We start from the raw sequence: 26,773 nt of genomic DNA, 5'->3' as shown, positions 1-26,773 counted from the left end.
GATCAAGGGCTGTCCTCATGATCAGCCGGGGTGGAGATCTGACGGCCGCAGGTTAAAGCTCAAGCTAGGGTCTGTTTCGGACGGGGCGCTGGAGCGAGGCCGAGTCCAGGTTTCGTCTGGGTGTGCGGCGCGGGCGCCCTCATCCCGGTGTTGGATGGGGGTGTTCGCGGCGTGCGGCCAGGCGGAAGCTGGGCCGGCCGCAGCCCTGCGATCCCGTCCGAAACAGACCCTAGTCCGGCGCTGGTCGTCCGCGCCCACGACCAGGTCGGCGGACCACTGGACCCGCTTCCACCACTGGTCCTTGCGGTCGGTCCGTTCCTTCTGCCGGAGCGTGAGCAGGACTCCGGTCAGGACGATGGCCGCGGCGACGATCGGCACCGCGAATCCGGCTGCGCTGACCCAGGTCCCCTGCGCTCCCACCAGCCGACCATAGGAGCGCCCGGGCGGTGGTGGCGAATCGATCACGCACCGGGCTCATCCTTCCGGGCGTCGGCTCAGCGGAAGGCCGGGGTGGTCTCGGCGAGGGCCTGGTCGAGGATCTCGAGGCCCAGGTCGAGCTCGCCGGTGGTCGAGGTCAGGGGCGGGGCGATGCGGAAGACGCCGCCCATGGCGGGCAGCTGGACCACGTTCATGTGCAGGCCCAGCTCGCGGCAGCGGCGGGTCACGGCGGTGCCGAGCGCGTCGGCGGCCTGCTTGGTGGTGCGGTCCAGGACGAGTTCCAGGCCCAGTAGGAGGCCGCGGCCGCGGACGTCGCCGACGACCTCGTGGCGGTCGCCGAGGGAGATCAACCCCTTCTTGAGGTACGCGCCCAGCTCGGCGGCCCGCTCGTCGAGGCGCTCGGCGGTGAGCACGTCGAGGACGGTGTTGCCGACGGCGGCGACCAGGGGGTCGGAGACGTGGGTCGTGAAGAACAGGAAGCCGCGGTCGTGGGCCGTGCGCTCGATCTCCGGGGTGGTGAGCACGGCGGCGAGGGGCAACCCGGCGCCCAGGGTCTTGGAGACGGTGAGGATGTCGGGGACGACGCCGTCGCGCTGGAAGGCGTACCAGTCGCCGGTGCGGCAGAGGCCGGTCTGTGCCTCGTCGAGGATGAGGAGCATGCCGCGCTCGTGGCACTTGTCGCGCAGGGCGGCGAGATAGCCGGGCGGGAGGTCGAGGACGCCGCCCGAGCTCAGGATCGGCTCCACGATGCAGGCGGCGAGGCTGCCCACCGACTGGGCGTCGATCAGGTTGAAGGAGAAGTCGAGCTGGCGCCGCCAGTCCAGGGCACCGTCGGGGGTCGTGAAGTCGGGCCGGTAGGCGTTGGGAGCCGGGATGGCGAAGTTGCCGGGCGCCGCGGGCCCGTACCCCTTGCGTCCCGAGCTGTAGGTGGCGTTCGCGGCCGCCTGGGTCATGCCGTGCCAGGAGCGGGCGAAGGACACGATCTCGTGCCTGCCGGTGACCAGCTTGGCCATCCGGATCGAGGCCTCGTTGGACTCGGCGCCGGTGGTGAGCAGCAGCACCTTGCTCAGCTCCGGCACCGACTCGGCGAGCCGGCGGGCGAGCTCGACGACCGGGCGGCTGAGCATCCCGCTGAAGAGGTGGTCGAGCGTGGCCGCCTGGCGCTGGATCGTCGCGACGATCGCCGGGTGCGAGTGCCCGAGGATGGCGCTCATCTGGCCGGACGTGAAGTCGAGGAGGCGCCGCCCGTCCTCGGTGATCACGAAGCTGCCCTCGGCGCGCTCGATGATCTCCGGCACGAAGCCGCCGGCGCCCGAGTAGCGGATGAGGTGGCGGTCCGCGTCGGCCCAGAAGTCGCTCATGGAGCCGACCGTAGGGCATGGGGAGGCGTACCGGAATGCGGACCGCGCCGGCACCGTCATGGTTCCCGGTACCGGCGCGGAGAGCGCGAGCCGCGCCGGGAACAGGCCCCGGCGCGGCGGTGGATCAGCGGGAAGCGCCCGCGCGGCGCTTGGTGTAGACGTCGAAGGCGACGGCCGCGAGGAGCACCGCGCCCTTGACCAGCATGACGCGCTCGGACGGGGCGCCGAGGAGCTGCATGCCGTTGTTGATGACACCCATGATGAGGCCACCGGTGATGGCGCCGACGACCTTGCCGACGCCGCCCTGGACCGCCGCGCCGCCGATGAAGGCCGCCGCGATGGCGTCGAGCTCGGCGTTGTTGCCCGCGGTCGGGCCCGCCTGGTTGAGGCGGCCGGCGAAGACGATGCCGGCGACCGCGGCGAGCACGCCCATGTTGACGAACAGCCAGAAGGTGACGCTCTTGACCTTGACGCCGGAGAGCGTCGCGGCCTGCAGGTTGCCGCCGATGGCGTAGATCTGGCGGCCGAAGACCGCCCGGTTGGTGTAGATCGAGTAGCCGATGATCAGGGCCGCCAGCAGCACCAGGACCCAGGGGAGGTTGTGGTAACGGGCGAGCGCGACCACGACGAACATCACCACGACCGCCGCGACCGCGATCTTCGTGATGAACAGCCAGATCGGGTCGACCGACTGGGCGTACTTGATCCGGCCGGCCCGCTGGCGCCACTGGGTCCAGGCGATCGCCGCGACCGCGAGGATGCCCACGATCAGCGTGAACAGGTCGGCGCCGCCGAGCGCGCCCAGCCCGATGTTGCCCAGGTAGCCCTCGGTGAAGCCGTTGGCCAGCGTGCGCACGTCGTCCGGGATCGGGCCGATGCCCCGGTTGCCCAGGATCGTCAGCGTGACCGCGCGGAAGAGGAGCATGCCCGCGAGCGTCACGATGAAGGCCGGGATCCCGAAGTACGCGACCCAGTAGCCCTGCCACGCGCCGATGAGCCCGCCGACGATCAGCGTGGCGATGATGGCGATGGGCCACGGGATGTCGTGGTTGACCATCAGGACCGCCGCGAACGCGCCGGTCGCGCCGACCACCGAGCCGACCGAGAGGTCGATGTGGCCGGCGATGATGATCAGGATCATGCCGATCGCCAGAATCAGGACGTACGAGTTCTGGACGATGATGTTGCTGATGTTCTGCGGCGCCAGCATGTCGCCGCCGGTGAGGATGGTGAAGAGCAGCACGATCGCCGCGAAGGCGAGGTAGATGCCGCTCTCGCGGAGGTTGAAGTTGAACTTCCGCGGCGCGTTGCCCGGCTGGCTCGCCGAGGGGGTGCCGAGCGCGAGGTCGGCGTTCGTGGGTGCCACGCTCGTCACCGCGCGACCTCCTGTCCTGTCATCAGGGTCATCAGACCCTCCTGGGTCGCGTCGGCGCCGGCCACCTCACCGGTGATCCGGCCCTCGGCGAGGGTGTAGATGCGGTCGCAGAGCCCGAGCAGCTCCGGGAGCTCGCTGGAGATCACCAGCACGCCCTTGCCCTCGTCGGCGAGGCGGTTGATGATCGTGTAGATCTCGTACTTGGCACCGACGTCGATGCCGCGGGTGGGCTCGTCGAGGATCAGCACGTCCGGATCGGTGAAGATCCACTTGGACAGGACGACCTTCTGCTGGTTGCCACCCGAGAGCTTGCCGACGACGCTCGCCACGTTCGGCGCCTTGATGTTCATCGACTTGCGGTAGTCGTCGGCGACCTTGTATTCCTCGTTGTCGTCGACCCAGCCGCCCTTGGCCAGCTTCTTGAGGCCGGCCGCGGAGATGTTGCGCTTGATGTCCTCGATGAGGTTGAGGCCGTAGCGCTTGCGGTCCTCGGTGGCGTAGGCGAGCCCGTGCTTGATGGCGTCCTGCACCGTGCGGACCTGGATCTCCTTGCCGTCCTTGTAGATCCGGCCGGAGATGTTCGTGCCGTAGGTGCGGCCGAAGACGCTCATCGCCAGCTCGGTGCGGCCGGCGCCCATGAGCCCAGCCAGGCCGACGATCTCGCCGCGGCGGACGCTGAGGTTGGCGCCGCGCACGACGACCCGGCCGTGCTGGGTCGGGCTGTGCACGGTCCAGTCCTCGATCCGCAGCACCTCGTCGCCGATGTGCGACTCGTGCGGCGGGAACCGGTTGTCCAGGTCCCGGCCGACCATGCCCGCGATGATCTTGTCCTCGGTCACCTCGTCGGTGGCCAGGTCCATCGTCTTGATGGTCTGCCCGTCCCGGATGATGGTCACCCGGTCGGCGATCGCCATGACCTCGTTGAGCTTGTGCGAGATGATCACGCAGGTGATGCCCTCGTCACGCAGGCCCCGCAGCAGGTCGAGCAGGTGCGCGGAGTCGTCGTCGTTGAGGGCCGCGGTCGGCTCGTCGAGGATGAGCAGCTTCACGTCCTTGGTGAGCGCCTTGGCGATCTCCACGAGCTGCTGCTTGCCCACGCCGATGTCGAGGACCTGGGTGGTGGGGTTCTCCCGCAGGCCGACGCGGCGCAGCAGCTCGGCGGCTGCCGCGTTCGTCTTGTTCCAGTCGATCATGCCCCGGGTGGCCTGCTCGTTGCCGAGGAAGATGTTCTCGGCGATCGAGAGGTTGGACGCCAGCGCCAGCTCCTGGTGGATGATGACGATGCCCTTGTGCTCGCTGTCGCGGATGCCGGCGAACCGGCACGGCTCGCCGTCGAAGAAGATCTCTCCGTCGTACGAGCCGTGCGGGTACACGCCCGACAGCACCTTCATCAACGTGGACTTGCCGGCGCCGTTCTCCCCGCAGATCGCGAGGATCTCGCCGCGACGCACGTCCACGTTGACGTCCGACAGGGCCTTGACGCCAGGGAACGTCTTGGTGATGCCCTGCATCCGAAGGATGGTGTCGGGTTCGGTCACTTCAGGTCGGCCTCGGTGTAGTAGCCGGTGTCCACGAGCTCCTTCTTGTAGTTCTCCTTGGTCACGATGACCGAGTCGAGCAGCTGCGAAGGAACGACCTTGACGCCGTTGTTGTAGTCGGTGGTGTTGTTCGTCTTCGGGGTCTGACCCTTCAGCACGGCGTCGGCCATCTCGACGGTGGCCTTGGCCAGCGCGCGGGTGTCCTTGTAGATGGTGCTGTACTGCTCACCCTTGATGATCGACTTGACCGAGGCGGCCTCGGCGTCCTGGCCGGTGACGACCGGGTAGGGCTGCGAGGCGGTGCCGTAGCCGCTGCTCCGGAGCGCGGAGAGAATACCGATCGACAGGCCGTCGTAGGGCGAGAGCACGCCGTCGACCTTGGCGCCCGAGCGGTAGGTCGAGGTCAGCAGGTTCTCCATGCGGGCCTGGGCCGTCTCCGGCTTCCAGCGCAGCGTGGCGGCCTGCTCGAACTTGGTCTGGCCGGACTTGACGACCAGGACCTTCTTGTCGATGTACGGCTGGAGCACGCTCATCGCGCCGTTGAAGAAGAACGTCGCGTTGTTGTCGTCCGGCGAGCCGGCGAAGAGCTCGACGTTGAACGGGCCGGTCTTGCCGGTGTCCTTGCCCGACGCGTCGAGGATGCCCATGCCGGTCAGCAGCGAGGTGGCCTGCTGGACGCCGACCTTGTTGTTGTCGAAGGTGGCGTAGTAGTCCACGTTCGGGCTGTTGCGGATGAGGCGGTCGTACGCGATGACCGGGATGTTGTTCGACTTCGCGCTCTCCAGCTGCGTGGTGATCGCGGTGCCGTCGATCGACGCGATGATCAGCAGCTTGGCGCCCTTGGTGATCTGGGAGTCGAGCTGCTGGGTCTGGGTGGCGATGTCGTCCTCGGCGTACTGCAGGTCGACCTTGTAGCCCAGTGCCTCGAGCTGCTGCTTGACGTTGTCACCGTCGGCGATCCAGCGCTCGGAGGACCGGGTCGGCATGGTCACGCCGACGAGCGCGCCCTTGGTGTCGGTGCTGCCGGCCTCCTGGTCGACGGTCTTCTCGCTGGAGCCGCAGGCGGCCATCGCCGCGGCCAGCGTCACGGCCGTGGCCACGGACGCGAGACGGGTGAACCTCATCGTTCTCTCCTTGGGAGGGGGTTATGTGGAGTGACGATCGTTACGCACGCACAGATGAGACGACTATCACGCACGTACGATCAGAAGTGAACAGCTCTGCACACTGTTGTTAGCGGGGCGTTACCTTCTCGGCTCAGCGGGCGTACTGGCGGTAATAGGCCTGATTCCAGCGCACGCGGTCCGCGAAGTCATGGGGTGTCGTGCTCTCGTCGATCACGAGCAGCTCGGTGTGCAGCATGGTGGCGAAGTCGCGCAGCGCCTCCACCCCCACCGCCTGGGTCAGCACCGTGTGGTGCGGGCCGCCGGCGGTCAGCCAGCACTCGGCCGACGTCGACAGCGAGGGCTGCGGCTTCCACACCGCGCGGGCCACCGGCAGCTTCGGCAGCGGCTCGTCGGGCGCGGTCACCTCGATGGTGTTGGCGACCAGCCGGAAGCGGTCGCCCATGTCGGCGATGCCGATCACGACGCCGTCGCCGGCCTTCGCGTCGAAGACCAGGCGGACCGGGTCCTCGCGGTTGCCGATGCCGAGCGGGTGGATCTCGCAGGACGGCTTCGCGGCGGCGATCGTCGGGCAGACCTCGAGCATGTGGGCGCCCAGGATCTTCTGGTCGCCGGGGCCGAAGTGGTAGGTGTAGTCCTCCATGAAGGAGGTGCCCGCCCCGGTTCCCGCGCCCATCGCCTTCACGGCCGTGAGCAGCATGGAGGTCTTCCAGTCGCCCTCGCCGCCGAAGCCGTAACCGTCGGCCATCAGCCGCTGGACGGCCAGGCCGGGCAGCTGGCGCAGGCCGCCGAGGTCCTCGAAGTTGGTGGTGAAGGCGCCGAAGTCGCCCTCGGTCAGGAACTTGCGCAGGCCCGCCTCGATCCGCGCGGCGTAGCGCAGCGAGTCGTGCCGGTCGCCGCCCCGGGCCAGCTCCGGCGCCAGCACGAACTGGTCCGCGTACTCGTCGACCAGCGCGTCGATGTCCTTGTCCCCGACGCCGTCGACAACCTCGACCAGATCATTCACGCCGTACGTGTTGACCGACACGCCGAACACCAGCTCGGCCTCGACCTTGTCGCCCTCGGTCACCGCGACGTTGCGCATGTTGTCGCCGAAGCGGGCGAGCCGCAGCCCGCGCAGCTTCGCGTAGCCCGTGGCGGCCCGGGCCCAGCCCTCGACCCGCGCCGCGACCGACGGGTCGGAGGCGTGCCCGGCGACCGTCTTGCGGGCGACGCCGATGCGGGTCTGGATGTAGCCGAACTCCCGGTCGCCGTGCGCGGCCTGGTTGAGGTTCATGAAGTCCATGTCGATGGACGACCACGGCAGCGCCTGGTTGAGCTGCGTGTGCAGGTGCAGCAGCGGCTTGCGGAGCACGTCCAGGCCGGTGATCCACATCTTCGCCGGCGAGAACGTGTGCATCCACGCGATGACGCCGATGCAGTTCGGGTCGGCACTCGCGTCGATCATCACCTGCCGGATCGCGCCGCTGTCGGTCAGCACCGGGCGGCCGACGAGCTCGGCGCTCGTGATCTGGGCGGCCAGCATGTCCTGGATCTGCCGGGACTGGTCGGCGACCTGCTGCAGGGTCTCCGGGCCGTACAGGTGCTGGCTGCCGGTCAGGAACCAGATCTGGGGCTTCACTTCTTGGGCTCCTGTCCGTAGACGTTCTGGTAGCGGGCGTACAAGGAGTCGATGTGCTCCTGGGCGATGGGCACCGGCTCGCCGATCTGGCGGGCGATGTGCACGGTCCGGGCGACGTCCTCGCACATGACCGCCGCCTTCACCGCGGCCGCGGCGTCGCGCCCGATGGTGAAGACGCCGTTGTTGCGCAGCAGGACGGCCGGCGAACGGTGGCCCCGCAGGGTCTCGACGATGCCGCGCCCGACGTCGCCGGCCGGGTCGGGCACGAACGGGCCGACCGGGATCTCGCCGCCGAACTCGTCGGCGATCACGGTGAGGACGCACGGGATGGCCTCGCCGCGGGCCGACCACGCCGTCGCGTACGTGGAATGGGTGTGCACCACGCCGTTGACGTGCGGCATGTGCCGGTAGACGTAGGCGTGGGCGCCGGTGTCGCTGGACGGCGCGAGGTCGCCCTCCACCACCGTGCCGTCCAGGTCGGTGACCACCATCGTGTCCGCGGTGATCTCGTCGTAACGTACGCCGGAGGGCTTGATGACCAGCAGGTCCGCGCCCGGGACCCGGGCCGACACGTTGCCGGCGGTCCAGACCACCAGCTCGTTGCGCGGCAGCTCCGCGTGCAGGTCGGCGACCTGCTGGCGGGTCTCCTTGATGTCGGCGCTCAAGCTCATCGGGCACCTGCAGCGTGACACTGCGGCACACTCACGGTGAGCGGGCACTCGAACATCGGTGTACTACCTCCGGGGGACGAACCGGGCGTGTCCCAGGACACACGCCGGGCGGCGTGGTCCGAGTGTGAGCGCTAACAATTCGCGTGTCAACAGCGCGGAGCAACGTCGTGGCAATCTTGTCGAAATGACGTGGCTCACGGCGCTGGTCCTTCGATCGGGACCCTACGCTCACTCGTGCGGGTGAGCTGCCCCTTCGGCGTGGCGGTTCCGCGGGCGTGTCGGGCGGGCCCTCAGGCGGCCATCCGGGCGGCTCATCCGGGCGGCCTGAGCGGGCGGCTCATCCGGGCGCGCCCACACGGGCGGCTCATGGAGGCGCTCACACGGGCGGCTCATGGGGGCGCCCACGCGGGCGGCTCATTCGGGCTTGGCGACTCGCCCGGGCCGTCACCCGTGACGGCGCGGCGGCGGACGCGGCGGCTTACTGGTCGACCGCGCGGCGTTCTGGCTCGCGGGGGCGGGGGGCCACCGGACGGGACGCGGGCGGCGCCACGCTCGCCCGCTCCACCAGCGCGGGGGCGATGACGATCCGCTCCGGCGGCGCGTCGGGGTCGGCCAGCTGGGTCAGCAGCGAGTCCAGCCCGGCCTGCGCCACCTCGGCGAAGGCCGGCCGCACGGTCGTCAGGGGCGGGATGAAGTACGCGGCCTCGGGCACATCGTCGAAGCCGACCACCGACACGTCGTGCGGCACCCGGCGGCCGTGCTCGCTCAGCGCCCGGAGCAGCCCGAGCGCCTGGTGGTCGTTGGCCGTGAAGACCGCGGTGACCTCGGGCATCCGGGCCAGCATGCGGCCGGCGTCGTAGCCCGAGGCGGCGGACCACTCCCCCGCGACCGTCGGTGGCACCTCGGCCCCGGCCGCCTCGAGCGCCGCGCGCCAGCCCTCGATCCGGCCGGCGGCGTCGTACCAGTCCGGCGGGCCGGAGACGTGCCAGACCGTCCGGTGGCCCGCGGCCAGCAGGCACTCGACGGCGAGCCGGGCGCCCGCCGCCTGGTCGACCGTCACGAGCGAGTGCGGGCGCAGCGGGTTGCCGTCGATGGTGACCAGCGGGATGCCGGCCGGCATGTCCTCGAGGGCGTCGTCGGCCGAGGCCACGGGGGCGATGACCACCAGGCCGGCGACGCGCTGGTCGAGGTGGCGCTCCACGGCGCCGGCGATCGACTCGCGGTCGAGCCGGCCGACGCTGCCCACGCTCACCGCGAAGCCCGCCTCGGCCGCGGCCTGTTCGAACGCGGCGAGCAGCGAGGCCGGCCCGTACAGCGTGCTGTTCTGCGCGACGACGCCGATGAGCTGGGAGCGGCCCGTGACCAGGGCCCGGGCGGCGCGGTTGGGGCGGTAGCCGAGCTCGGCGATGGCCGCGCGCACCCGCAGCCGGGTCTGCTCGCGTACGTTGGGATGGTCGTTGAGCACCCGGGAGACCGTCTGATGGGACACTCCCGCCAGCTTGGCGACGTCGGTCATGGCGGGGCTGCGGACTCCCCTGACGTCCATCGCCGCACCCCGTCCCTGTAATGTGCGCTCGCACCGCGAACCCGTCGGCCCCGGTCGATGTGTGACCAGACGATCACGCCGTGATCACCGCATAGTAACGCCGTACCGGCCGCCGCTGTCCAGCCGCTGTGGCGTCCCGGCATCTGGACCGGTGCTGGCATTGTTAGCGATAACAAGTCGACCGTCAACGGGCTCCCCTCGATCAACTTCTCCCGGCTGCGTACCCTCGGCGGTGATGGACCTACCGATCGAAGCGCCGCCCCACGGCCATGTCGTGCTGGACACCCGCCGGGACGAGGGCTTCACCTCCCTGCGCCGCCACGCCCCGCCGCGCGCCGAGCGCTACGAGCTGGGGCGCTCGCTGCGCGACCGCTCCCCCCGCTCCGACCTGGCGCACTGGCGGCCGGCGAGCGGGCGGGTCGACCCGATCGCCCAGCTGACCCGGGCGCACGAGGGGCGCCTCGACCGGCTCATCCCCGTGCGGGTGGGGCGCATGCACGCGTCGCCCTACGCGTTCCTGCGCGGCTCGGCCAACATCATGGCCGACGACTTCGCCACCCTCCCGCACACCGGCATCACCCCGGTCATCTGCGGCGACGCCCACCTGGGCAACTTCGGCTTCTACGCGTCGCCGGAGCGGGAGCTGGTCTTCGACCTCAACGACTTCGACGAGGCCCACCCCGGCGCCTGGGAGTGGGACCTGCGCCGGCTCGTGACGAGCGTGCACGTCGCCGGCCGGCAGAACGGCTTCCGCGAGCACGCGTGCGCCGACGCCGTACGCCATTGTGTCGAGGAGTACCGCGAGCAGATCCAGCACCTCGCCGAGCAGCCGCTGCTGCGCCGCTCGTTCGACACCCTCGACGTCGACGACCTGCGCAAGGCGGCGAGCAAGGCCTCCTTCAAGGACGAGATCGAGCGGGCGGCCCGGCGGGCCCGGCGGCGCACGAGCGACCGCGCGCTGCCCCGCTTCACCGAGCAGCGCGACGGCACCGCCCGCCTGGTGCAGGAGCCGCCGCTGATCACCCGGCCCAGCGACGAAGACATCGACCGGCTCGCCGAGGCGCTGGACGGCTATCTCAACACGCTGCCCCCGCACTGGGCGCGGATCCTGGCCGGCTACCGGATCGTCGACATCGCGCACAAGGTGGTCGGCGTCGGCTCGGTGGGCCTGCGGGCGTACGTGGCGCTCTGCGAGGGCAGCAGCCCCGACGACGTCGTCTTCCTGCAGCTCAAGGAGGCCCGGCGCTCGGTGGTCGCGAAGCACCAGCACGGCGCCGCGGCGTGGCACCGGCACCAGGGGCAGCGGGTCGTCGAGTACCAGCAGGCGCTGCAGACGGTCAGCGACCCGCTGCTCGGCTGGACCACGGTCGGCGACCACCAGTACTACGTGCGGCAGTTCCGCGACATGAAGGGCGCGATCCTCGTCGAGGACATCAGCGCCTCCGCGCTCGAGGACTACGCCGGCATCTGCGGCTATCTGCTCGCCAAGGGACACGCCCGGACCAGTGGCGCCTCGATGATCGCCGGGTACATCGGCAGCAGCGACAAGCTGGACGACATGCTGAGCAGGTTCGCCCGGGCGTACGCCGACCAGGTCGAGGCCGACCACCAGGTGCTGGTGGACGCGGTCCGGCACGGGGTTCTACCGATGGAGATCGCATGAGTGGACGGGTCGACCTCGCGGCGCCGGAGGTCCTGCAGTTCTGGACCGAGCGGCACCTGTGCACGCTGACGACGCTGCGGGCGGACGGATCGCCGCACGTGGCGCCGGTCGGCGCGACGCTCGACCTCGCGGCCGGGCTGCTGCGGGTCATCTCCTCGGGCGAGTCGGCCAAGGTGCGGCACGTCCGCGCCGGGCAGACCCGGGTCGCGGTCTGCCAGTTCGAGGGCCCGCGCTGGTGCACGGTCGAGGGCGTGGCCACGATCAAGGACGATCCCGAGTCAGTGGCCGAGGCGGTCAAGCGGTACGCCGAGCGCTACCGCCAGCCCCGCCCCAACCCCCGCCGCGTCGCCATCGAGATCGCCATCACCAAGGCGCTCGGCTCCGCGTCACTCGGCGCGCCGCGGTAGGACGAGCGGCGCCCCGGAGCGCGGGTGCGGGAAGACCTCGATCGCGTGGCCGTAGACGTCGCTCAGCAGTTCCTCGGCAGCGCCACCTGCGGCGCCGCGCTCGCACTCGGCGTCCTCGAGTCGGGTGCGGCGGGCGGGTGCAGCACGGTGCTCACCCTGAAGCTCGCCTGATGCACCGGGTCGCCGTCGCGTGGGAACCGGCCGGGGATTCCGCAACAATCCCCGGCCGGCCCATCTGCCATCGTAGGGAGTTCCATGATCGTCCGGCTCGTGCCGGCGGCCGTCCCGGTGCCGGCGCTCGGTCCGGGGCCGGTCTCCATCTCGGCTTTTCCGTCCGCCCTTCCGGCGATAGCGCCGGACGCTGTGGCGCAGGACACCCCTTTGCGGCCGCTCTCGGGCGCCGGCGTGCCCGTCGCTGCCGTCCCTTCACGGTGTGCTCTGCCTCGGCTACCGGGTGATCCGCCGGGCTCCCGCTTTTTTTGAACCCCAATCCTCGACGGCTGGAGATCCGCCCCTCCTGACGGGCTTCGCTGCCGATCGAGATCCATTTCTTGCCTATCGATTGACATCTGTCGAATCGGGATCGATGCTCGGGGCACGGTCAGGGCTGCTCCCCCGTCCCGCCGCCCCGCGCAGCCTGCCCGGACGTCATCCCCGCCGGCCCACACCGGCACGGCGTCGCAACGGCGGCAGACCCCGGATGTGACCATGAGACTTCCCCGCCGTCTGCTCGGCCTCGGCGTGCTCGCGCTCGCCGGCGTGCTGGGCCTCACCCAGGTGGTGACGATGGCCGACCGCGCCGACGCTGCCCAGACCTCCCTCCGCGCCGCCGACCCCAGCGTGCTGCGGGTCGGCTCCACCTACATCTCGGTGCAGTCGATCAACAACGGCATCCACGTACGCCAGGCGTCGTCCCCCGACGGCCTGGCCGCCGCCGCGGCGACGCGCGTCTTCCAGGACTCCGGCCTCGGCGAGCTGTGGGCCCCGGAGATCCACTACGACGGCGGCCGCTACTACATCTACTTCACCATGGGTACGGGCGCCGCCCACCGCATGTACGTGATCAGCTCCACGTCCCCGGCCTCCGGCTTCGGCGCCGCCACGAAACTGAACCTCCCCGACGACAAGTGGGCCATCGACGGCACCATGTTCACCTTCAACTCGCAGCGCTGGTTCGTCTGGTCGGGCTGGGCGGGCGACACCAACGTCGAGCAGAACCTCTACATCGCGCGGATGAGCAGCCCGACCACCGCCACGGGGGCGCGCTACGTGATCTCCCAGCCCCGGGAGAGCTGGGAGCGGGTCGTCGGCAACCCCTTCATCAACGAGGCGCCCGAGGCGATCAAGGACCCGAACGGCCAGCTGCACATCGTCTACTCCGCGAACGGCAGCTGGAGCGACCAGTATTGTCTCGCCGACCTCCGCCTGCGCGCGGGCGGCGACCCGACCTACGTCTGGGACTGGTACAAGAGCAACGGTTGCCTCTTCGGCAGCAACCGCAGCACCATGATGTCCGGCTGGGACCCGACCCTCACCGTCAACGGCCCCGGCCACCACACCTTCGTCCTCCTCAACGGCGACATCAACACCAGTCCCCCGGCGGGGCCACGCTTCCCCCTGATGTTCCATGCCGTTCCCAAGGGCACCCCCTACTCGTGGGCCAACCGCTCCTGGTACACCGGCACCTTCACCTGGTGGGGCAACACCACCTACACCCGAGCCAACGTCCCCGGCGCCACAACAGACACCGGCTGGAGCCTCAAGTTCTTCGAATGACCAGGTAGCCGGGCCCGCCCTCCCCGGAAGGCGAGCCCGGCCCACTCCACGCCCACACAGCCCGCCCGCAGCTCCAGCTCCCGCTCCGCAACCGGGTCGGCCACCAGCGTCACGGTCTCCGCATCGATCCCGCCGGCGTCCAGGGCACCGGCGCATCCGTCATGGCCGCCCACATCCCGCGAACTCCGCTCAAGTGCTGCTGTTCGCCAGCGGAGGGCTCGGGGCGTGCTGCTCGTGATCAGGATTGCCTGCCCGGGCCACTGGTCAACGCGCGCGCCCCGACAGCCGGCCAACGCACGGAGCCCCACGGGTCACCGCAGCGGCGTCGCCGGTCAACACGAGGGCCGACGGATTGACGCTCTAGCCGCAGGCTGCTGGCCGTCATATACGTCATCGGCACCGTCAACTACCGCGGCTTCTCCGAGCGAGGATCTAGCCGAGCTGCACCTGTTCTGCGCGGCGATGATCGTGATCAAGGGCCCACAGATCAACGCGCGGCACGCTCAAGCGCCGATGGCCGGGGGCGAGAGCTGCCGCGCAGGCCTGGTAGGCGTGGTCGGCGTTGCCCAGCTCCAGGGCCTGGTAGGCGTGGTCGGCGTTGCCCAGCTCCAGGGCCTGGTAGGCGTGGTCGGCGTTGCCTAGCTCGGCGTCGCGGGAGCACGGGCCGGCGAGTCAGGGACGGGGCCGGACGGGGGTCATTGGAACGTGACGAGCTCGGGGACATTGGTGAACTTCAGCAGGTCGCGGGCGCCGTAGCGCTTGATGTCCTCGTCGTAGAAGAGTTTGTAGCCGAGGTGGAACTGCTGGGGCCGGCGCAGGCGGTTCCAGGTGGCGTCCTTCTCGGAGCGGGTGCCGAAGCCGTCAACGTGCTGAACGAGGGCGAGGCCGGGGCGCTTCTGGATCTTTCCCACGTCGGGGAGCATCGACGAGCGGAACTGGTGCACGACGAAGAGCTTCTCGGGCAGCTGGTGCTGGGCGACGAGCCCCGACACGTACGCCGACACGCGGTTGACCTCGGCGGCGCTCACCTTGCCGATCGTCTTGCCGGGGACCTTGCCCGCGGGCATGCGCCACTCGGGATCGAGGGCCAGGCCCACGTGCGGCTGCACGAGGAAGCGCTCCAACTGCTTCGCCTGGGGCAGGAAGTCGCCGCGGCCCGGCTGGAGGTCGAGGATGACCATCACCTTGTTGCGGCGGGCCTGATCCACGTACTGCTGGATCTTGCTCATGGCGATCATCTGGCTGTAGTCGCCGTCCTTGCCGGGGCCCGCCTGGGCCACGCTGGCGATCAGCTCGTAGGCCGCCTGGACCTTGCGATCCCCGGCGAACGGCTTGGCGGCCGCCCGGAGCTTGGGCAGCATCGCGTCGGGGCTGCCCTCGCCGAGGACGCCGAGCGTGCCGGTGCCGGCCGTGCCGTAGTAGGCGACCACGCGATAGTCCGGGAAGATCTTCGTGCCACCCAGCGGCAGCTGCTGGGTGGCTCCGCCCGCAGTGGACGACGAGCCGGCCGGCTGCCCGGGAACCGCGGAGGCCGCCGGGTCCGAGGGAACGGCCGAACCAGAGGGCGCCGCAGCCGGGCCGGAAGGCGCCGCGGATCCGGACGTGGCCGGGCCGGCGGACGAGGACGCCGAGGGCGGCTGAGCGGGCGCGGCGGAGGAGCCGGCGTCGTTGGTGCCGCACGCCGCCAGGGCGGCCACGAGCAGGGCGGGCAGAACACGGCGTACCAGCACATCGACCTCCTTGTCGGCGAATTGGGGGCCACCGTAGCGCGGACGGCGGGCATCGGCAGCCTCGAGCGTCCGGGCCGGGGGCGGATGGGGGTGTGTCCGGGCAGGTCATCCCGCATCCGAAAAAGAGGCATGACGCCCGCCACGCCGTTACGTGAGGTCTGCACGAGAGCACCGGCGGAGCGCGGCGGGACCATGATCGTGCCTGGTCGGGACGGCGGCCGGTCGGATCGTGCGCAGGCGGGACGCCGGGCGGTCACATCGCGCGGGCGGGGCGCCGGCCGATCACACCGCGCGCGGACGGGGCGCCGGTCGATCACATCGCGCACGGACGGGGCGCCGGTCGATCACGGTCGGCGGCTGATCACGTGGCGCACGGACGGCCAGCGGCTGATTACGTCGAGCGCGGACGGTCGGCGGCTGATCACATCGCGCGCGGACGGGGCGGAACCGCAGATGACGACGTATTGACGGGTCGGCGGGGTCGGCGGATCGTGGAGGTACGCCCGTTTCGCACGGGGTGAGGAGTTCGCCGTGAACCTTGTCGACGTCGGGAAGCTGGCCATCATCACGTTGACGCCCACGTTGCTCGGGGCGGCGGTCGTCCTCGGGCCCCGGATCTGCTCGGCCGTCGCCCGCGTGTGGCCCGACCGGGCCCCGCACGATCCGGTGCCGCTCGGCCCGCCCATCGAGCAGCTCGCCGCGGATCTGCGCCGGCTGCTGCGGCTGCACGATCACCTGACCCGGTCGGCGCACCTCGCCATGCGGGCGCACCGGCTGTGGGCGGTGGAGGCGGCCATCGGGACACGCGCGGTGGAGGCGGCCCGGGCGCTCGGCGTTTCGCATCCGGAGCCGGACCGGCCCGGAGACCTCACGCGGCACGAGCTGGCGGCGCTCCTGCGCTCACTGACCGCCGCGGGCCTGGTGCTGCCCGAGTCGATCGGGCACTTCACGAGCGACGGGCGTCTCTGAGCTCAGTCGCCGATGGAGAGCGGACGGAGATCGCGGAGGGACTCTGCCAACGGAGGATCGCTGGCGATGCGCACCGGCGCCTTCCGACGGCCGCCTTCCTCAAGGAGAAGCGACGGCCACCTTCTTAGCGGGTGAGGAGACAGCCGACTTCCACGGGAAAAGCAGACAGGCGACTTCCTCGGGGCGAGGAAGGGGACGGCCGCCTCCCACGGGGGCGGAGGAGACGGCCGTCGTTTTCCTCGGTCGAAACGGGGGCGAGGAGGAGCGCCCTCGTTTCGCGGGCCCCGGCGGGCTCGGCGGGGGGAGCCGGCACCGGCCGGGGAGTTCGAGACGCAGCCGACGTCGACGACGGCCGGTGGCGACGATGAGCGCACGGCACTGTCGATGTCGCGTCACAGGCACTGTCGATGTCACACGGCACTGCCGATGACGCGTCACACGGCACTGCCGATGTCACACGGCACTACCGATGTCGCGTTACACGGCGCTGTCGATGTCGAGCCGCAGGGCACTGGCGGTGCCGGGCGGCATCGGGACGCACGGCTGCGGTCCGGTTCAGGTGAAGCGGCCCGGCGTCAGACGCGGGGCGGCTGGTTGGTCAGGGTGTCGAGGGTCCAGGCGTCCAGGCGGCGGAGGGCCGTCCGGAAGGTGGCGCGGACGGCGCCGAGGTCGAGGCGCGGCATGATCCGCTCCTTTCGGTCGGTGTCGTGTTTCTGTCAGTCGGCGGCTCGCCGAGCGAGCCGGCCGGGAACCGGCACTGCGCCGGGCCGGTCACCTCATCCACGGTGACACCACCACCGGCCATGATCCGTGGCTCGCGGACGTGTCCCTCGCCACGCTGCCGAGGGCGGCCCCGGGGAAGCGCACGAAACGGACGATCCAGGAGGGACGCCGACGGCGATGTCACGGTACGTGTTCGTAACTTCGGGACCCGTGGTGGCGTACCCAGGGGAAGTTGCTGTGGGGGGTCTCAGCCGTGGCTTAAGAATGCCTTAATTCGAGGGCTGATCCATGGCGCCGGAACGCTCGAAGCGCTTCCGGGACGGCGTCGCACCCCCGAGTGCCGCCGTCACTCTCCGTTGAGGACCGTCGATCGAGCCTCCGGCGCGCCGCTGAAAAGACGCTGGATGTGAACCGAACGGGCGTGGTGCCCGTACTGTGCGTCGAAGAGCTTTTCCCGGCGGCCGCGGCGACCGGGCGGTCCGGCGGCGCCAGGGGGCGTCCTCGGGTCGGGTGACTAGCCTCCGTGGGCGGTAGCGCGCGGCGTAAATCCGTGGTTAACCTTCCAACCCGACCGGGCTGAGGGGAGCCCGGCCGCGCGGGCGACCGCACGCGGGAGCGAGGACGGGGGACACGGATGCGGCAGCAACAGGCCGGGCCGAAGCGCCTCCACGCGCGCGCCGGCGGGGTGGTCCGATGAGCTACGAGGACGACGAGTACTGGGCGTCCGAGTACGACGACAAGCGCCGACGCAAGCCGTACGTGGAGACGACCGCTACGGCCCGTGACTCCTACGCGGATGCGGCCGTCGAGTCGCGCTGGGGCGCCCCGGCCGCGCGCGAGGACGACGCGGCGCGCGGAGCCGGCACCCCCGAGCAGGACGAGCCCGCCGTCGACGAACTCGCCGAGCGACGCCAGCGCCGCCAAGGCGGTTACAAGCGGTCACGAAGCCGCGACAAGCAGATGGAACAGGCCTTCGACGCCGACCGGCCGAGCTGGCTCGACGACCCCGGTTTCGAGGCCGCCGACCTCGAAACGGCCCCCGTCTCCCCCGCCATGGGCCTGGGCGGCTGGGAAATCCGCAGCATCGACTTCGACGAGCTGGAGTACGACGACCGCGAGTTCGACGCGGACGACTGGGAGACACAGCGGCGCTACACCGCGGCCCAGCGGGCCAAGCGGATCGAGACGTCGTCCTTCTGGGACGGTGACCTCGAGGCGGAGCAGGAGCCCCCGCGCCGCCCGCGCCGCGAGCAGGACGACGACCCCCGACCTCCGGCGCGCGGCGGCCGGGCCGGGGTGGACTACGACACGCCGGACGAGACGGACGGCGGGCGCCGGGAGAGTCCGGGCGAGGGCGGCAAGAGGAAGCGGTTCGGGCGGCGGGACGCGGCCCCGGAGCGTGGCGGGTCCTCGCCCGAGCGGCGGCGGGGCGACGAGGGTCCCGGGCGGCGGTCCGGTGGCGACGAGGCTGTCGCGTTCGACGAGGGCCGGCGCGGGCCTGCCGAGCGCGGGCGTGGATCGGCGCCGGCCGCGTTCCGGCGGGACGACCGGGGCGACCAGCGCGACCTGGGCGAGCGGGGTGACCGCGCTGACCGGGGTGACTTCCGGCGGGACGATGACGCGCGGCGGCGTGACGGGGCCTCGCGCGATGACCGCGGCCGGCGGGAAGATTTCGCTGCTCGCGACGAGCGCGAGCGCGGCCTCGGCGGGCGCGACGAGCGCGGGCGCGGGGAGGCCGGTCGGGCGCGCGTCGACTCCGGAGGCCGGGACGACCGGCGGCGTGCCGATCTCGGCGGGCGTGACCACGACGCGCGGGATCTCCGCGGACGGGATCTCGACGCGCGGGACTCCGGCGGGCGGGACCTGGACGGGCGCGAGCTCGGCGGACGGGACGGGCGCGAGCTCGGCGGACGGGACGGGCGCGACCTCGGCGGACGGGACGGGCGCGGGCGCGTCGATCTCGGCGGGCGGGACGACCGGGGGCGCGCGGAGTTCGCGGGGCGCGACGGGCGGGGCTTCGACGAGCGCGGGCCGGGTGAGCGGCGGTCCGACGAGCGCAGGCGTGACGGTCGCGGACGGGTGGAGTTCGTCGGCGGGCGGGACGAGGGCGGCTATCCGCGGCGCGCCGACAGCGGCTATGACGAGGCGGCGCGTTATCCGGTTCGCGAGGACGGCTATGCGCAGCGGGACGACGCCTATCCGCAGCGGGATCGGGCGGCTGCCTTCCGGCGCGAGGACGACGCCGTCGCGTACGCGCCGGAGCGCTCCAGCGACGCGCCGCAGCGCGAGCCCGTGGTGTTGCAAGGCGAGTTCTACGAGCACGACACGCCGGTCGTGGCACCCGGGGACGCCGGGCGGTTCGCCGCGGCCGCGAGGGTGGACGAGACCGTCCGCTACGACGACGCCGCGCAGGCTCTCGACGAGAGTCGCCGGCGTGTCGCGGAGACCGCTCGCTTCGAGCAGGGCGGCGCGGTTGCCGAGGCTGGGTCGCGTGCGCAGCTCGAAGGCGGCCCCGATCAGGATCAGCGGGACAGCGCCGGGGCGAACGGGGACGACCCGCACGCGCCGTACCGTCCGCCGGTTGCGCCCGCCGCGTCCGCGCAACAGCAGGAGACTCAGGAAGAGAGCCCGCAGGACACGACGCCACGGGTGATCAGCCGGGCCACGCCGCCGCCCGCGCCACGCGTGATCAGCAAGGCGACGCCGCCGCCGGCGCCGCGGGTCCTCAAGGCCGAGCCTCCGGCGCAGCCTCGGGTGGTGGGGGCGCCTTCGGAGGCCGCTCCGGGTCCGGCCGCTCCGGCCGTCCCGGCTGCGTCGGCTCAGGGTCCGGTGCCGCACGGCGGGCCGGGGGACTCGGTCCAGCAGCAGGGGCTGGCGGCGGCGTACGAGGACGGCAGGGGTGAGGCGCGGCCGGCTCGTGTCGGCTACATCACTTCGGACGGACCGATCATTCCGGCGAGCCATGACCACGGTCAGCGTTCGCGGGCTTCCGCTCAGGTGCCTCAGCAGTACGCCCGGTCCGATGGTGCTGATCAGCAGTGGGGGCCTTACGTACCTGGGGCGGGTCAGCAGTGGACGCCGGACGGCGCACCCGTGCCTGCTCAGCGGGGCGGCACGGATCCGCAGCAGTGGGGTGGCCAGCCCGGTGCCGTGGCTGGGCAGCCGAGTTCGGGTGCGCCGCAGCAGCAGTCCGGGCCTGCTTTCCAACAGCCCGGCGCCAATGCCCAGCAGCCGGGGCCGGTTGTTCCGCAGTCGGGTTCCGTCTTCCCGCAGCCCGGCGCCTCTGGTCAGCAGGCCGGCGTCGCCCCGCAGCCGTGGGACGGGAGTCGGCAGCAGCGGCCGGAGCAGGATCAGCGGAAGGACGGCCGGGCTCAGGTTTCGCCTGCTGCCGCGTACCCGCCCGGTGCGGCGTACCCTCCGGTGTTGCCGGAAAGCACGCCCACGCCGGTTCCGCCGGCAGCTACTCCCCCGGTGCGGCGGCCTGCCGAGGCCGCGCCGCCGCAGCGTCAGCCGGGGGCCATGGTGCCGCCGCCGATGCAGCCTTCCGCGCCGCAGACGCCGGCTTCCGGTGGTGCTCAGGCGCCGGTGGCCGCACAGGCTCCTCAGGCGCAGACGGACCAGGCATCGGCGGCCGCCGTGCACGGTGGTCCGGCGCCGTTGCCGCAGCCTCCGGCGTGGCAGGCTCCGCAGACCTATCCGCCGGGGGCGTACCCGTCTCCGGTGGAGCAAGGCCGGCAGGCGTCGCAGGGGAACGTCGCGCAGCCGCAGGGATACGGTGCGCCGCAGGGTTCGTCGTGGGGTGCGCAGGCCGGTGGGCCGCAGCAGGCGGCTCCTCAGAGCGGGCTTCCGTACGCCCCGCCGTCGACTCAGTACGGTGAGGCGCCGCACAGTGCCGTTCCGCACAGCGGGCTTCCGCAAGGTGGCGTGCCGCAGAGTGCCGTTCCGCACAGTGGAGCTCCGCAGAGCGCCATGTCGCACAGTGGAGTGCCGCAGGGGTACGCGGGTCCGGCGGCCGGGCCGTGGGGTGAGCCGGGCGTTGCCGGGCCGGGCGACGAGTGGCGTGGTTCCGAGACGGTGGAGCGGCCGATTGTCGGTGGGCCGCGTACGGCGATGATCTTGCCGACGGGTGACGGCATGCCCGTTCCTCCCTCGCTGCGGCCGCCGTCGCGGATGGCGCCGGTCAGCGGGGCCGGTGTTCAGCAGGATCGGCCGATCAGCGGCGGGGCGGCCGGTCAGCGACCGGTGAGTTCCATGCCTCAGCAGCCGGTCAGCGCGATGCCTCCGCACCCCGGCGTCGTCATGCCGCAGCAGCCGGGTGCTGTGCCGCAGCAGCCGGGCGGTGCTGTGCCGCAGCAGCCGGGAGCGCCGGTCGGCGAGGGGCCGACGGTGGCGGCGGCTCGGGCTGGAGTTGTTCCGGTTCCGGCTCAGCGGGGGCCGCAGGCCGACCGGTCGGTGCCTCCGGGCCCGGACGAGGCCGCACGTCAGGCCGAAATCGCACGTCAAGCCGAAGCCGCACGTCAGGCCGAGCTTGCGCGTCAGGCCGAAGCCGCACGTCAGGCCGGGCTTGCGCGTCAGGCCGAAGCCGCACGTCAGGCCGGGCTTGCGCGTCAGGCCGAAGCCGCACGTCGAGCCGCTGAGGCGCGCCAGGCCGAGGAGGCTCGCCAGGCGGAAGTCGCGCGTCGGGCCGAAGAGCAGCGTCAGGCCGAAGCCGCTCGCCGGGCTGAGGAGGAGCGTCGGGCTGAGGAAGCGCGCCGGGCTGAGGAGGCACGTCAGGCTGCTGAGGCGGCTCGGCAGGCCGAGGACGCTCGACGCGCGGAGGAAGCACGTCTCGCGGAGGCTCGCCGGGCTGAGGCCGCGCGGCAGGCGCAGCTGGCGCAGCAAGCTGCGGAGGCGCAGCGGGCGGCGGAGGCGCAGCGGGCTGAGGCCGCGCGGCAGGCTGAGCAGGCGCGTCAAGCCGAGGAGGCCCGACGCTCGGAAGAGGCACGTCGCGCGGAGGAAGCGCGCCGGGTGGAAGAGGCTCGACGCGCCGAGGAAGCTCGTCAAGCAGAGGAAGCGCGTCGCGCCGAGGAAGCGCAGCGGGCGGACGAGGCGAGGCGAGCCGAAGAGGCGCGGCAGGCTGAGGAAGCGCGGCAGGCCGAGGCGGCTCGGCAGGTGGCGGCTTCGCGGCAGATGCGGCAGGGGCAGGCTGGTTCGTCCGGGCCGGAGCAGGTGTCCGTGGTGCCTCCGGCTTCGCGGCCTGGGCCCAATCCCGCCGCGAACGCCTTGCCGATCGGGCGGCTCGCGGTTTCCGGGCCGGACGGGCCTCGGAAGTACGCCGATCAGGAGCTGGGTGCGACCTGGTTCGGGGCGCCGAAGCAGGGCGGGGACGCTGCTGCCGGGTCGGGCGCGGGCGCCGAGTCGGGCACGGCGGCCGAGTCGGGCACGGCGGCCGAGTCGCGCTCGGCTGGTGACCGCGCGGGCTTGGGCTCGGACGGCGACGATGCCGGGAGCGGTGCGGTCGGTGCTGCTTCGGGCGGGGAAAGTGCCCGGCGGGACGACATCCTTGGAGACAGCGCTGTTCGTGACGGGTCGGCTGGTCCGGGCCCGGAGGCAGGCGGCGCGGCTGGGGACGGTTCTTCGGCGGCAGACGGTCGTGGTTCAGGGACGAATGGCAATGACGTTGCCGGGGCTGCTCGGCCTGTGTCAGGTGCCGGAGCAGAAAAGCCGATTTCGGGTGCTGGCGCAACAGAGCCGGCTTCGGTCGCCGGAGCAGCAGAGCCGGTTTCGGGTGCCGGAGCAGCGGAGCTGGCTCAGGGTGTCGGAGCATTAGAGCTGGCTCAGGGTGCCGGGGCCGGCGGGTCGGATGAGGCTCGGGCGGAAGCCGGTGGTGAGCTGCCGGACGCGCGTGGGGTCACGCTCGATCTGGACATCACCGGGTTCATGAACGGGATCGTTGCCGCGGCCGACCTGGTGGGGCCGCTTCAGGCAGGTGCGAAGTCCGCGGACGCGCCCAGCCGGGAGCCGGGAGATCCGGCAAGCGCTGAGCCGGGAAGCCGGGCCGACGCTGAGCCGGGAGAACGGGCCGGCGCTGAGCCGAACGGTTCGGTCGGCGCGCAGCCCGGGACCGGGGCCGGGCCGGGCGACGCCACCGGAGTCGAGGCGGGGCTCGGGGCTGGTCCGGAGCGCGACCGGCGCGCTCGGGCGATGCCGTTGGCGGAGGACGAGGGGCGGAGCCGGGCTCCGCGCGTACCGGTGAAGGAGAAGCCTCGACCGCTCGGGCCGGAGGACCTCGCCGCGATCCGGTGGCGGTTGGACGGGGCGACGCTCAAGGAGATCTCCGACGATCGGGACGCGTTGCGCGAGCTCGGGGAGCGGCTGGACGGGCCGCTGGCCGACGAGCTGGACAACGTGGCGCGGGCGGGGCTGCTGAGCGTGCGGGCCGAGGTGTACCGGCTGCTCAACGAGCTGGGTATGGCCGCCGCGGCGAGCCGGTTGGCGCTGGCGCACGCGGAGTCGGCCGGGGATGTGCAGGCGATCGTCATCGCTCAGGCGGAGCTGGCGCACGTGCTGCGGTTGCGGGGCGACTATCAGGAGGCGGACCGGCTGTTCGAGCAGGCGGCCAGCTCGGATGCGCCCGATCAGCTGCGGAGCGTGGTGCACGAGAACGCCGGGCGGAGCGCGTTCGATCAGGGGCGGCACATGGAGGCTCTCGATCACTTCACGCGGGCCGTGCGGCTCGGGCTGCCCGAGGACCAGGAGCTGATTCAGCGGATCGACGTGGCGCTCGAGGCGATCTACATCCACGTGCTGCGCGACGGCTGGGGGCCCTATCCGCGGCTGCGGCGGGAGATCCTGGGCCTCGTCAAGGCCGCCGAGAGCGATCAGGCCGGCTGACCGACGTCACGGCGTCCGCCTCCGCCGAGGCCGACGCCACGGCCTCCCTCTCCGGCGAGACCAACGACAAAGCGCCGCCCTCCGGCAAGACCGACGACGAAGCGCCGCCCTCCGGCGAGGCGGACGACGAAGCATCATCCTCCGGCGGGATCGACGACACGGCGGCTTCCTTCGGCGCGGGGCCACGGGCACGCGAGGCCGATGGCACAGCGGCTGCCGGGCTACCCGCCGACGACGCAGCAACTGCCGGGCCGGCCGACGACGACGCAGCAACTGCCGGGCCGGCCGACGACGACGCAGCAACTGCCGGGCCGGCCGACGACGACGCAGCGGCCGACGGGCCGGCCGACGACGACGCAGCAACTGCCGGGCCGGCCGACGACGACGCAGCGGCCGACGGGCCGGCCGACGACAGCGCAGTAACTGCCGGGCCGGCCGACGACGGCGCAGCGGCTGACGGGCCGGCCGACGGTACGGCGTCGACGTTCTGCCTCGGGCCGGCGAGTGCGGTGCGGCCCCGGCCGGTGGCCTTGGCCTCGTAGAGGGCGGCGTCGGAGGCGATCAGCAACTCGTCGATCGTGGCGACGTCGGCGGGCAGGGTGGCGATGCCGATGCTCAGGCTCGGGGGGCCACCGGGCAGGTCCCTGTTCGCGGCCAGCAGGCTTCGCAGCGTTTCGGCCGAGCGGGCGGCGGCGAGGCGGGCGGCCGGTCCGGCCAGCGAGACTGCCGGACTGTCGGGGTACGAGCCGGCAGCGCCCGGGGCGTCCGGCGGCTCCAAGCGCAGGAGCAGCACGAACTCGTCGCCGCCCAGGCGCGCCGCGAGTCTGCTGGTGGCCGGTGCGTCGAGTCCGGCGGTGAGCGTACGCATGGCTTCCGCGACCGCCTGCAGGGCCGCGTCGCCGGCGGCATGCCCGTACGTGTCGTTGACGGTCTTGAAGTGGTCGAGGTCGATGCTGATCAGAGCGAGGCTGCCGCCGGTCGCCCGGGCCCACTCCCCCGCCGCCGCCAGCGACTCCGTGAAGGAGCGCCGGTTGTTGAGGCCCGTGAGCGGGTCGGCGTTGGCCTGCTGTTCGAGGTCCGCGCGCAGCCGGTCGGCACGGGCGCGGAGGCTGGACACGACAATCGTCGTCATGGTCATGGCCAGGGTCATCGCCACCCAGTCGGACAGGCCCTTGGCCGCGCCGAGCACGTGCAGCACGACCGCGGCGTGACCGGCGAAGACGAGGGCCAGGTTGACGTAGAGGTGCCGGCGGGGCAGGAAGTTGGCGGCGTACAGGACGGGCCACAGATAGAAGAGCTGTGCGCCGGTGCTCGCGTCGCTGGTGCCCACGTTCAGCGCGGTGACCAGGGCCGTGGCGACGACCGGGGCGGCGTACCAGAAGAAGTGCGGGAGGATCCGCGGCCGCAACCAGCAGATCAGGCCGGTGGCCGTCATGAAGAGCGCGGCGGCGACGACGGCCGCGATGCCCGCCGCCGGGATGGTGGGCCAGATGACGCCGGTCACCAGCACGTACGGGGCGCCGGCCAGGGTGAGGTACGCGATCGCGCGCGCCGCGCCGTGCTGGTCGCGCAGCTGCTCCCCCCTCAGTGACACAACCTTAGATCGGCCGTACGGGCGCCGAGGTGAGCCTTTACTCGGTGCGGAGTGCCACGACGGGATCCAGCCGGCCCGCCCGTTGCGCCGGAACCACCCCGAACAGGATCCCGACGGCCGCGGACACCCCGAAGGACAGCGCCAGCGACCACCACGTGATCGCGGCCGGGACCGGCGACAGGGCGTCGACGAGCAGCGCCGCCGTGCAGCCGAGCGCCATGCCGAGGATGCCGCCGATCGTCGTCAGCAGGACAGCCTCGAGCAGGAACTGGATCCCGATGTCCCGCGGCCGGGCGCCGACGGCCTTGCGCAGGCCGATCTCCCGGGTACGTTCCCGGACCGAGACCAGCATGATGTTCGACACGCCCACCCCGCCGACCAGCAGGCTGATCCCGGCGATCGCGGCGAGGACCCCGGTCAGCACGCCCAGGATGTCGCCGAGCACGCCGAGGATCTGCTGCTGCGTGACGGCGCTGAAGTCCGTTTCGGGGTGACGTTCGCCCAGCGTACGCACAATCTGCGCGCCGAGCTCGTCGATCCGCTCGCGGTCCGGGGCGCGGATGGCCAGCCCGTCGATCCGGTCCGTGCCGAGGAGCCGCTGCGCGGCGGTCACGGGTACGTGCACCTCGCTGTCCCGGTCCACCCCGAGGCTCTGCCCCAGCGGCTCGAACGTGCCGATCACCCGGAACCGGACCCCGCCCACAGTCACCTGGCGCCCGATGGGATCCCGGTCCCCGAAGAGAGTGTCCGCCACGGTGGCCCCGAGAACCACGACGCGGCGGCCGGTGCTGACGTCGGAGCGAGTGAGGTACGCGCCGCGGTCGAGCCGCCGGACGAACACGCCCGGCGTCGTCTCGAGGACGCCCTGCATGCTGCCGAAGACCGACCGGCTCCCCGCCCGTACCGTCTCGCCGGAGGCGATGGTGACCGCCACGCGCGAACGGTCCCCGACCACCCGAGCGACCGCGTCGGCGTCGTCCAGCGAGAGCGTGCTGACCGAGGGGGCGGATCCGGCTTCGAGCCGCCCGGGCACCACGACGAGCAGGTTGGATCCGAGTCCCTCGACCTGCTGCTCGATCTGGCGCCGCGTGCCCGTCCCGATGGAGACGAGCGCAACAACCGCCGCGACGCCGATGACCACGCCGAGCATGGTGAGCAGGCTCCGCAACCGGTTGGCCCGCAAAGCATCAACGGCGACCCGCCACGCCTCCGCCAGCCTCACGAACCGAACCCCACGAACCCGTTCCGCACGAACATGTTCGTCACGAAACAGTCCGGCACGAATCCGTTCCGCACGAACGCGATCGTCACGAACTGGTCCGGCACGAACGCGTTCGTCATGAAGCGGTTGTTCCGGGCGGTGC

Annotated in this window: 17 protein-coding genes; 7 read left to right on the top strand and 10 right to left on the bottom strand. The window is 71.9% G+C overall.

The annotated features are described in order from the left end of the window. Window positions 1–494: 494 nt before the first annotated feature. The 7 genes from RBH18_RS31120 to RBH18_RS31090 all read right to left on the bottom strand — a co-directional run bounded on the left by RBH18_RS31120 (window position 495) and on the right by RBH18_RS31090 (window position 9,674). The gene (locus RBH18_RS31120; RefSeq protein WP_306214031.1) at window positions 495–1,799 is read right to left on the bottom strand and encodes an aspartate aminotransferase family protein; all 1,305 of its coding nucleotides are present in this window, start codon (window positions 1,797–1,799) and stop codon (window positions 495–497) included. A 124-nt stretch (window positions 1,800–1,923) separates the two neighbouring features. Continuing rightward, on the bottom strand, window positions 1,924–3,174 hold the full coding sequence (gene mmsB, locus RBH18_RS31115; protein WP_306214030.1) for a multiple monosaccharide ABC transporter permease: 1,251 nt from the start codon (window positions 3,172–3,174) through the stop codon (window positions 1,924–1,926). After that, on the bottom strand, window positions 3,171–4,685 hold the full coding sequence (mmsA, locus tag RBH18_RS31110) for a multiple monosaccharide ABC transporter ATP-binding protein (RefSeq protein WP_306214029.1): 1,515 nt from the start codon (window positions 4,683–4,685) through the stop codon (window positions 3,171–3,173). Before mmsA ends, mmsB begins: the two co-directional genes overlap by 4 nt. Before the next feature lie 23 nt (window positions 4,686–4,708). Next, the gene (chvE, locus tag RBH18_RS31105) at window positions 4,709–5,836 is read right to left on the bottom strand and encodes a multiple monosaccharide ABC transporter substrate-binding protein (RefSeq protein ID WP_306214028.1); all 1,128 of its coding nucleotides are present in this window, start codon (window positions 5,834–5,836) and stop codon (window positions 4,709–4,711) included. 133 nt (window positions 5,837–5,969) lie between these two features. Beyond that, complete coding sequence (araA, locus tag RBH18_RS31100) at window positions 5,970–7,457, bottom strand: L-arabinose isomerase (RefSeq protein ID WP_306214027.1); 1,488 nt, start codon at window positions 7,455–7,457, stop codon at window positions 5,970–5,972. Then, window positions 7,454–8,128, bottom strand: coding sequence for an L-ribulose-5-phosphate 4-epimerase (locus RBH18_RS31095; RefSeq protein WP_306214026.1), 675 nt, complete (start codon window positions 8,126–8,128; stop codon window positions 7,454–7,456). Before RBH18_RS31095 ends, araA begins: the two co-directional genes overlap by 4 nt. A gap of 478 nt (window positions 8,129–8,606) precedes the next feature. After that, window positions 8,607–9,674, bottom strand: coding sequence for a LacI family DNA-binding transcriptional regulator (locus RBH18_RS31090; protein ID WP_306214025.1), 1,068 nt, complete (start codon window positions 9,672–9,674; stop codon window positions 8,607–8,609). A gap of 235 nt (window positions 9,675–9,909) precedes the next feature. Here RBH18_RS31090 and RBH18_RS31085 point away from each other — a divergent pair, with 235 nt between their 5' ends. The 5 genes from RBH18_RS31085 to RBH18_RS31065 all read left to right on the top strand — a co-directional run bounded on the left by RBH18_RS31085 (window position 9,910) and on the right by RBH18_RS31065 (window position 14,162). After that, window positions 9,910–11,337: a DUF2252 domain-containing protein gene (locus tag RBH18_RS31085; protein WP_306214024.1), complete on the top strand. Its 1,428-nt coding sequence runs from the start codon at window positions 9,910–9,912 to the stop codon at window positions 11,335–11,337. After that, on the top strand, window positions 11,334–11,744 hold the full coding sequence (locus RBH18_RS31080; protein ID WP_306214023.1) for a pyridoxamine 5'-phosphate oxidase family protein: 411 nt from the start codon (window positions 11,334–11,336) through the stop codon (window positions 11,742–11,744). The genes RBH18_RS31085 and RBH18_RS31080 overlap by 4 nt, the downstream gene beginning before the upstream one ends. 45 nt (window positions 11,745–11,789) lie before the next feature. Beyond that, the gene (locus RBH18_RS31075; protein WP_306214022.1) at window positions 11,790–11,915 is read left to right on the top strand and encodes a hypothetical protein; all 126 of its coding nucleotides are present in this window, start codon (window positions 11,790–11,792) and stop codon (window positions 11,913–11,915) included. 537 nt (window positions 11,916–12,452) lie between these two features. Further along, window positions 12,453–13,520, top strand: a complete 1,068-nt coding sequence (locus RBH18_RS31070) for a glycoside hydrolase family 43 protein (protein WP_306214021.1) — start codon at window positions 12,453–12,455, stop codon at window positions 13,518–13,520. Between the two features lie 462 nt (window positions 13,521–13,982). Beyond that, entirely contained in the window at window positions 13,983–14,162 is a 180-nt protein-coding gene (locus RBH18_RS31065) for a hypothetical protein (RefSeq protein ID WP_306214020.1), read from the top strand. A gap of 53 nt (window positions 14,163–14,215) precedes the next feature. On the opposite strand, the gene RBH18_RS31060 is transcribed toward RBH18_RS31065, so the two are convergent. Further along, complete coding sequence (locus RBH18_RS31060) at window positions 14,216–15,250, bottom strand: hypothetical protein (RefSeq protein ID WP_306214019.1); 1,035 nt, start codon at window positions 15,248–15,250, stop codon at window positions 14,216–14,218. A gap of 531 nt (window positions 15,251–15,781) precedes the next feature. On the opposite strand from RBH18_RS31060, the gene RBH18_RS31055 reads away from it, so the two are divergent. Both RBH18_RS31055 and RBH18_RS31050 read left to right on the top strand, forming a co-directional pair. Next, window positions 15,782–16,219: a hypothetical protein gene (locus tag RBH18_RS31055; RefSeq protein WP_306214018.1), complete on the top strand. Its 438-nt coding sequence runs from the start codon at window positions 15,782–15,784 to the stop codon at window positions 16,217–16,219. A gap of 1,416 nt (window positions 16,220–17,635) precedes the next feature. Next, window positions 17,636–23,815: a hypothetical protein gene (locus RBH18_RS31050; protein ID WP_306214017.1), complete on the top strand. Its 6,180-nt coding sequence runs from the start codon at window positions 17,636–17,638 to the stop codon at window positions 23,813–23,815. Here RBH18_RS31050 and RBH18_RS31045 read toward each other — a convergent pair. Together RBH18_RS31045 and RBH18_RS31040 are read right to left on the bottom strand one after the other, a co-directional pair. Further along, window positions 23,784–25,409, bottom strand: coding sequence for a GGDEF domain-containing protein (locus RBH18_RS31045; protein WP_306214016.1), 1,626 nt, complete (start codon window positions 25,407–25,409; stop codon window positions 23,784–23,786). The two genes, RBH18_RS31050 and RBH18_RS31045, sit on opposite strands and share 32 nt — an antisense overlap. 37 nt (window positions 25,410–25,446) lie before the next feature. Next, window positions 25,447–26,631: an ABC transporter permease gene (locus tag RBH18_RS31040; RefSeq protein ID WP_306214015.1), complete on the bottom strand. Its 1,185-nt coding sequence runs from the start codon at window positions 26,629–26,631 to the stop codon at window positions 25,447–25,449. Window positions 26,632–26,773 lie beyond the last annotated feature (142 nt).

The organism is Actinoplanes oryzae (assembly GCF_030757795.1).
Lineage (GTDB): Bacteria > Actinomycetota > Actinomycetes > Mycobacteriales > Micromonosporaceae > Actinoplanes.
Note: the sequence above shows the minus strand (reverse complement) of the source record. Positions and strands in the feature narration are given on the sequence as shown.

Bases quoted from the DNA above. Each gene is read 5' to 3' on its own strand.
- RBH18_RS31120 (WP_306214031.1), bottom strand. From the start codon at position 1,799: ATGAGCGACTTCTGGGCCGACGCGGACCGCCACCTCATCCGCTACTCG.
- mmsA (WP_306214029.1), bottom strand. From the start codon at position 4,685: ATGCAGGGCATCACCAAGACGTTCCCTGGCGTCAAGGCCCTGTCGGAC.
- chvE (WP_306214028.1), bottom strand. From the start codon at position 5,836: ATGAGGTTCACCCGTCTCGCGTCCGTGGCCACGGCCGTGACGCTGGCC.
- RBH18_RS31095 (WP_306214026.1), bottom strand. From the start codon at position 8,128: ATGAGCTTGAGCGCCGACATCAAGGAGACCCGCCAGCAGGTCGCCGAC.
- RBH18_RS31090 (WP_306214025.1), bottom strand. From the start codon at position 9,674: ATGGACGTCAGGGGAGTCCGCAGCCCCGCCATGACCGACGTCGCCAAG.
- RBH18_RS31085 (WP_306214024.1), top strand. From the start codon at position 9,910: ATGGACCTACCGATCGAAGCGCCGCCCCACGGCCATGTCGTGCTGGAC.
- RBH18_RS31080 (WP_306214023.1), top strand. From the start codon at position 11,334: ATGAGTGGACGGGTCGACCTCGCGGCGCCGGAGGTCCTGCAGTTCTGG.
- RBH18_RS31070 (WP_306214021.1), top strand. From the start codon at position 12,453: ATGAGACTTCCCCGCCGTCTGCTCGGCCTCGGCGTGCTCGCGCTCGCC.
- RBH18_RS31065 (WP_306214020.1), top strand. From the start codon at position 13,983: ATGATCGTGATCAAGGGCCCACAGATCAACGCGCGGCACGCTCAAGCG.
- RBH18_RS31050 (WP_306214017.1), top strand. From the start codon at position 17,636: ATGAGCTACGAGGACGACGAGTACTGGGCGTCCGAGTACGACGACAAG.